General features: G+C 51.1%; 4 protein-coding genes. All 4 read left to right on the top strand.

What is annotated here, in order from left to right; all coding sequences use genetic code 11:
- The first annotated feature begins 67 nt into the window (after positions 1-67).
- Entirely contained in the window at positions 68-3,127 is a 3,060-nt protein-coding gene (locus WKK33_RS01640) for a type I restriction endonuclease subunit R (protein WP_337932181.1), read from the top strand.
- Positions 3,128-3,379: 252 nt separating this feature from the next.
- Positions 3,380-4,507 carry a hypothetical protein gene (locus WKK33_RS01635; RefSeq protein WP_337932179.1) on the top strand — a complete coding sequence of 376 codons (1,128 nt, stop codon included), beginning with the start codon at positions 3,380-3,382 and terminating at the stop codon, positions 4,505-4,507.
- Between the two features lie 188 nt (positions 4,508-4,695).
- The gene (locus tag WKK33_RS01630) at positions 4,696-5,436 is read left to right on the top strand and encodes a phage antirepressor KilAC domain-containing protein (protein WP_337932177.1); all 741 of its coding nucleotides are present in this window, start codon (positions 4,696-4,698) and stop codon (positions 5,434-5,436) included.
- Positions 5,437-5,592: 156 nt separating this feature from the next.
- Positions 5,593-5,874, top strand: coding sequence for a hypothetical protein (locus WKK33_RS01625; protein ID WP_337568322.1), 282 nt, complete (start codon positions 5,593-5,595; stop codon positions 5,872-5,874).
- The last annotated feature ends 126 nt before the right edge of the window (positions 5,875-6,000 follow it).

Here is a 6,000-nt window from a genome sequence, read left to right as displayed (position 1 = left end):
CACTTTATTTGATGAATTTTAATAACTATGCGATTTTATCGCATCAGTACTAATAATAAATAAAAAAATGGCAGACGACAAGAAATTCACCGAAGACGCTTATGAGCAGGCGCTGATTGCCCTGTTCAGAGACGAGCTTGGCTACAAATATGAGTGTGGCTACGACGTGGAGCGCGACTATAAGGAGCCTTTCTATCGTGCCGACCTTGAAGCCTCCCTGCGACGGCTCAACCCCGACCTGCCAGCTGCAGCTCTGGACGAAGGAATAAAGCAGATAACCACCATCAACGAGGGCACGCTGGAGCAAAACAACGAGAAGTTCACCAAGTGGATGCAAGACGGCGTGGAGGTGACCTTAAAGCTGAATGGCGAAGACAGAATAGCCCTGATGCAACTCATCGACTACGCCCACCCCGAGCGCAATCTCTTCAAGGTGGTGAACCAATGGACCGTGGAGGAATACAAGAAGAAGCGCTGCGACATGGTGGTGATGGTCAATGGACTGCCTTTCGTGGTGATGGAGCTGAAAAGCGCCACAGCCGAAGACGCAACCATCGACGACGCCTTTCTGCAGATAAAAAACTATCAGCAGTCGGTGCCCACACTCTTTAGCTACAACGCTTTCAACGTGATAAGCGACATGAGCGAAACCAAGGCAGGAACCATCACCGCCAAACAGGAACGCTACATGGAGTGGAAATCGGTGGATGGCGAGCACGTGACAACCCTCGTGGCCGACTATCGCACCTTCTTCCTCGGCATGTTCCAGAAAGCGCGCCTGACCGACATCCTGCAAAACTACATTTGTTTTGAGCATAAAGACGGTAAGACATCAAAGATTCTCGCCGCCTACCACCAATATTTCGCCGTGGGCAAGGCGATGGTAAGAACCCACGCCGCCGTGGAGGGCAACGGCAAGATTGGCGTGTTTTGGCACACGCAAGGGTCGGGTAAGAGTTTCTCCATGGTGTTCTACGCCCACCAGTTGGTGCAACGCCTGCCCGAGGTTACGATAGTAGTGGTTACCGACCGCAACGACCTCGACGGGCAGCTCTTCGGGCAGTTTAGCCGTTGCAAGGATTTCCTCCGCGAGAAACCCCAGAACGCGCAGGGCCGCAAAGACCTTGGCGACTTGCTGCGCGACCGCCAGAGCGGCGGCATCTTCTTCACCACCATCCAGAAGTTTGAGGAGGGCGACTCGGCCCTCTCTGACCGAAGAAACATCATCGTGATGACCGACGAGGCCCACCGCTCGCAATATGGCGATGAGCATTGGGATGCCCAAAGCCAACGCATGAAGAAAGGCTACAGCCAAAAGATGCGCGAGGCGCTGCCCAACGCTTCGTTTATCGGCTTTACGGGCACGCCCATCAGCGACCGCGACCGCGACACCGAGGAGGTGTTTGGCGACTATATCGACGTTTACGACATGAGCCAGGCGGTTGACGACGGCGCCACACGCCCCATCTACTACGAGAGCCGGGTGGTGAACCTCAACCTCGACGAAGACGCGATGAGGCTGCTCAACGGCGAGTTTGACAACCTCGAGGAAGAGGGCGCCACCAAGGAGCAGATAAGGAAGGCAAAGCAGGAGCATAGCCGGTTGGAGGTGTTGTTGGGCGAAGACGCCACCATCGACACGCTGGTGAAAGACATTTTAGCCCACTACGAGCAAAACCGAGCCCAGCTGTTGACGGGCAAGGCCATGATCGTAGCGCTCACGCGAGGCATAGCCATCAAGATCTACCGCAAGATGCTGGAGCTGCGCCCCGACTGGACGGAGAAGGTGAAGGTGGTGATGAGCGGCTCCAACCAAGACCCCGCCGACTGGCAGCCGATTATAGGCAACGAAGCCTATAGGAAGGAGCTGGCAGCCAAGTTCAAGGACGACAACGGCCCCATGAAGATAGCCATTGTGCGCGACATGTGGCTCACGGGCTTTGATGTGCCGTCGCTCGCCACCATGTATGTCTACAAGCCGATGAGCGGCCATAACCTCATGCAGGCCATAGCACGCGTGAACCGCGTGTTCCAAGCAGACGACGGCGAGAAGAAGGAGGGCGGCCTGATCGTCGACTATGTGGGCATAGCGCAGGCCTTGAAGGCTGCCATGCACCAATACACCAACCGCGACCGCCGACGCTTTGGCGACCCCGACATTGCCAAGACTGCGCTGGTAAAGTGGAAGGAGGAGATGGAGATTTGCCGCGACCAGTTGCATGGTTTCGACTATACAGGATTCTTTGAGCCCGACAACACCAAGAGAGCCCTTGCCATAACAGGCGGCGCCAACTTCCTGTCGTCGCCAGCCAAGGAGCAAGCCAAGAAAAACTTCATGGAGCATAGCGCCATGCTCCACAACGCCACCACGCTGTGCCGATCGCTTCTCGATGAGCGGCTAAGGGCAGAGGCGTGCTATATGGACGCCCTAAGAGTGATGCTGCTCAAACTCTCGCAGAAGGGCAAGATAAGCCGTCACGAGATCAACAAGCGCATAGGCGACCTGCTGCGCCAGAGCGTGAAGACCGACGGCGTGATAAACCTCTTTGGCGACCGGCAACTGGAGTTCTCGCTCTTTGATGAAGCCTTCATCCAAGAGATTAAGAACATGAAGGAGCGCAACCTCGCCGTGGAGCTGCTCAACAAGCTGATGAGAGAGAAAATAAAGCAGCAGAAGAAGACCAACGTCATACAGAGCGACCTCTTCTCCGACATGCTCAGCAAGAGCCTGTCGAACTATCTGAAAGGCTTGCTCACCAATGAGGAGGTGATAGCGGAGCTGCTGAAGATAGCTGAGCAGATGAAAAAGGCGGAGGAAGCGGGCAGCGCCCCCGGCCTGTCGGCGGAAGAAAAAGCCTTCTACGACGCGCTCTCAACCCCCGAGGGTGTGCGACAGGCTTACACCGACGAGCAGTTTGTGGCGCTGACCAAGGAGCTGACCGACGTGCTCCACCGCAACCGCACCATCGACTGGAACCGCAAGGAGTCGGCGAGGGCGAAGATGCGCGTGATGGTGAAACGCTTGCTCAAGAAATATAAGTATCCACCAGAGGGTGCGGCAAAGGCGCTCGAAACCGTGATGCGCCAATGCGACCACTGGGCAGATAACGACGAAAACGTGGAATAAACCTTAATATAACAACGATAAGAGAACGAGAAAGAAACATATCTGAATAGACGCTGAAAACTGGCACTTCTACAGTATTAAGAACCTGCAAATTCAAAAATTCAGTAAGAAGACGGTGACAGCAAGGCGTCCACTCCAACACGGCGTGGGCTGCACTTGTTTGTGCCTTACTGATGGTTCTTGCAGGTACCTTAATACTGGTGCTGCAGGTGCTCCCATGCCGCTTTTAACAACTACCTAAAATCTAATCTAATGTTAGAATCAGAACCAAAACAAGTATCTGCTTCAATAGAAAAATTGAGAAGCAGAGGTCATCGTCTTACCCAATGCCTTAAACTTCTTAACTATGAGGAAGCAGACAGCAACGACAGCGAAGCAAAAGAAGCATGGAAGACTATCTTACGAAAACATTTAGCTGCTATAAAGTCTTTGTTAGAATACCTAAAGAATGGAATTGCTTGGTCGCTTCTTGATGACAGAAAACAAATCTTTAAAGAACTCTTTGCTGAAATTTCAAATTCGCTTGATTCATACATGGATTATGAAGACGAGGAGACACGAAGAACTATAAACGATATTATTTTTTTATATAAAGAGGGAGCGAATAGTTTCCGAACCTCATTTATAAACGAATCTTACATTATTGATGTCTTTAATAAAGAATTGGAGCGTTTTAGAGAAGAGGAAACAAGCCGCATTGAAAAAAACTATGAGTTGGATAGTCAAGACATAGCGTTTAAGTATCCCGACGAAACAGAGCGTAAAAACCACATGGTCTTAAAACGCAAGGAAGAACTGTTCGACTCTTATTTCGGAAGAGCTTACCATGACTTAGGAAGAGAAATCAAATTGTTGGCTTCTTATATTATAGACGCAAAATTGCAGGACTATAGCATGATCTATGACTTCATGAGAAAATACGTAGCTCTTGAAATAGCCAAGGAAAAACTTAAAGTAAAAAACGAATCAGTATTCCAAAACTTCATATTCAAAGACAACGTGGATATTGATAAGGTTATGCGAAAGCTTGAAGAATTGGTGAAAGATAAAACCATAAGCGCACAAAAGCACTGGTTTATTGTGTATAAGGTTTTTCGGGCTAAGAAATGGCTGACTACAGATACACAGAGAAGATTTAGAGAACAAATAAATGTAGCACTAAAAGGTATCAGCAAGACTACGCAAGAAGACTTTAAAGCAATAGACCCTTATTTCAAAGATAATGATTTCTATGAATGGACTATGGATGACGCCCAAGCTCCTCAATGCTGCGGTTTATATAAAGAAATGGCTATGAAGCTCGACGCTGAGTTTCAAGATAGCAAATACGCTAAGCCTGGCACCACCATAAACACAAGAAGAATAGAAAAATTCAGATAGGTATCCCTCTGAAACATCCCCCTTATTTTTTAATCACATCCCCCACATCCACCAAACGGATTCGTGGGGGAATTTTTGTTTCTGAACGTTTGGATTTCTCCATACCTTTGCCCTCGTAATCCTCACGGCGCGCCAAGCGGCAGCCAAGGGGTTGCGAGGGGTTTTATTTTCAAAAATAACATAAAAACATGAAGAACGAAATCAAGATTTTCGAGAGTCCCGAGTTCGGACGGATAAGGACGGTGACTGATGAGAGGGGTGAGCCTTGGTTCTGCTTGGCTGATGTGTGCAAGGTGCTTGGGCTTCAACGTTCAGCTGTCATGAGAAGACTTGAAAAGGGGGGTATTTCAAGTCACCCCCTTTCAACCAAGGGAGGAAGACAACTTATAGCCTTTGTTAACGAGGACGGTCTGTACGACGTAATCCTCGACAGCCGCAAGCCTTCGGCAAGGGCTTTCCGCAAGGGGGTCACCTCCGAGGTGCTGCCGCAAATCCGCAAGATGGGCGGCTACATCCCTCTGCATGAGGACGACGACGAGAAGACCATCCTGGCCAAGGCCGTAACCATCCTGCAACGCACGCTCAAGCAGAAAGACGACCTGCTCGAGGCCCAGCGCCCCAAGGTGCAGTTTGCCGAGGCCGTTACCACCGGCGACGGGTGCATACTGATGAGCGAGATGGCCAAGTTGCTCACACGCAACGGCTACCCCACGGGCCGCACAAGGCTCTTCGGCTGGATGCGCGCCAACGGCTACATCTTCAAGCGATCCACGGAGCCCATACAGAAATGGGTGGAGCGAGGCATCTTCGCCACATCGGTAACGGTGGTGAAGACCCACCACGGAACCGAGGAGCGCGTAACCACGAAGATAACGGGCAAGGGCCAGCAGTATTTCCTCAGGCTGCTAAGCGGCTGCGTCGACGGGTAAGCCATCCAGCCAACCATTTACATAAATTCAAAATAAATCAAAAAAAACAAGAAGTAAGATGAGCGTTTATTTCACCTTTTCCATCTGGAAGTTCTCTTTCAGCGTGAGTGTCAACAGCAGTATCAACAACAAGTAAAACCAACCAAAAAAACCGACATGGAAACAAGAATCATGAGAGTGGTGCAGCAGGGCGAGGCCTTCGCTGTGCAGAGCCAGAAGAGCGAGAGCGGCCAGACCACCAAGTGCAACATCGTGTTGCAGGAGATGGGCGGCAAGTATGAGGACCAGTATGCCGCCGCCATGCTGGGCAACACGGCCCAGCTGCGCTTTTCCCCCGGCGATGTGGTGGCCGTGCGCATGCGGTTCACCGTGCGCGAGTATAACGGGCAGGTCTACCAAGACATCCTCGTGACCGACATCTTCAAGCTGCGCGTCTAAGCAGCCGCCATAGGCAACAAAACACCAACCCTTGGGCTTACGGCATGGGAAGAGAGAGAGACTCCGGAACAACAGCATGCACCTTTCTCCTTCTCTCTGCCCGACGCCCGTAAACACCAAGAAAAA

It is taken from the genome of Hallella sp. (assembly GCF_037460745.1).
Lineage (GTDB): Bacteria > Bacteroidota > Bacteroidia > Bacteroidales > Bacteroidaceae > Prevotella > Prevotella faecis.
Note: the sequence above shows the minus strand (reverse complement) of the source record. Positions and strands in the feature narration are given on the sequence as shown.

What these genes read in the sequence shown, in the direction of transcription:
- WKK33_RS01640 (WP_337932181.1), top strand. Translation starts at nt 68, where the DNA reads ATGGCAGACGACAAGAAATTCACCGAAGACGCTTATGAGCAGGCGCTG.
- WKK33_RS01635 (WP_337932179.1), top strand. Translation starts at nt 3,380, where the DNA reads ATGTTAGAATCAGAACCAAAACAAGTATCTGCTTCAATAGAAAAATTG.
- WKK33_RS01630 (WP_337932177.1), top strand. Translation starts at nt 4,696, where the DNA reads ATGAAGAACGAAATCAAGATTTTCGAGAGTCCCGAGTTCGGACGGATA.
- WKK33_RS01625 (WP_337568322.1), top strand. Translation starts at nt 5,593, where the DNA reads ATGGAAACAAGAATCATGAGAGTGGTGCAGCAGGGCGAGGCCTTCGCT.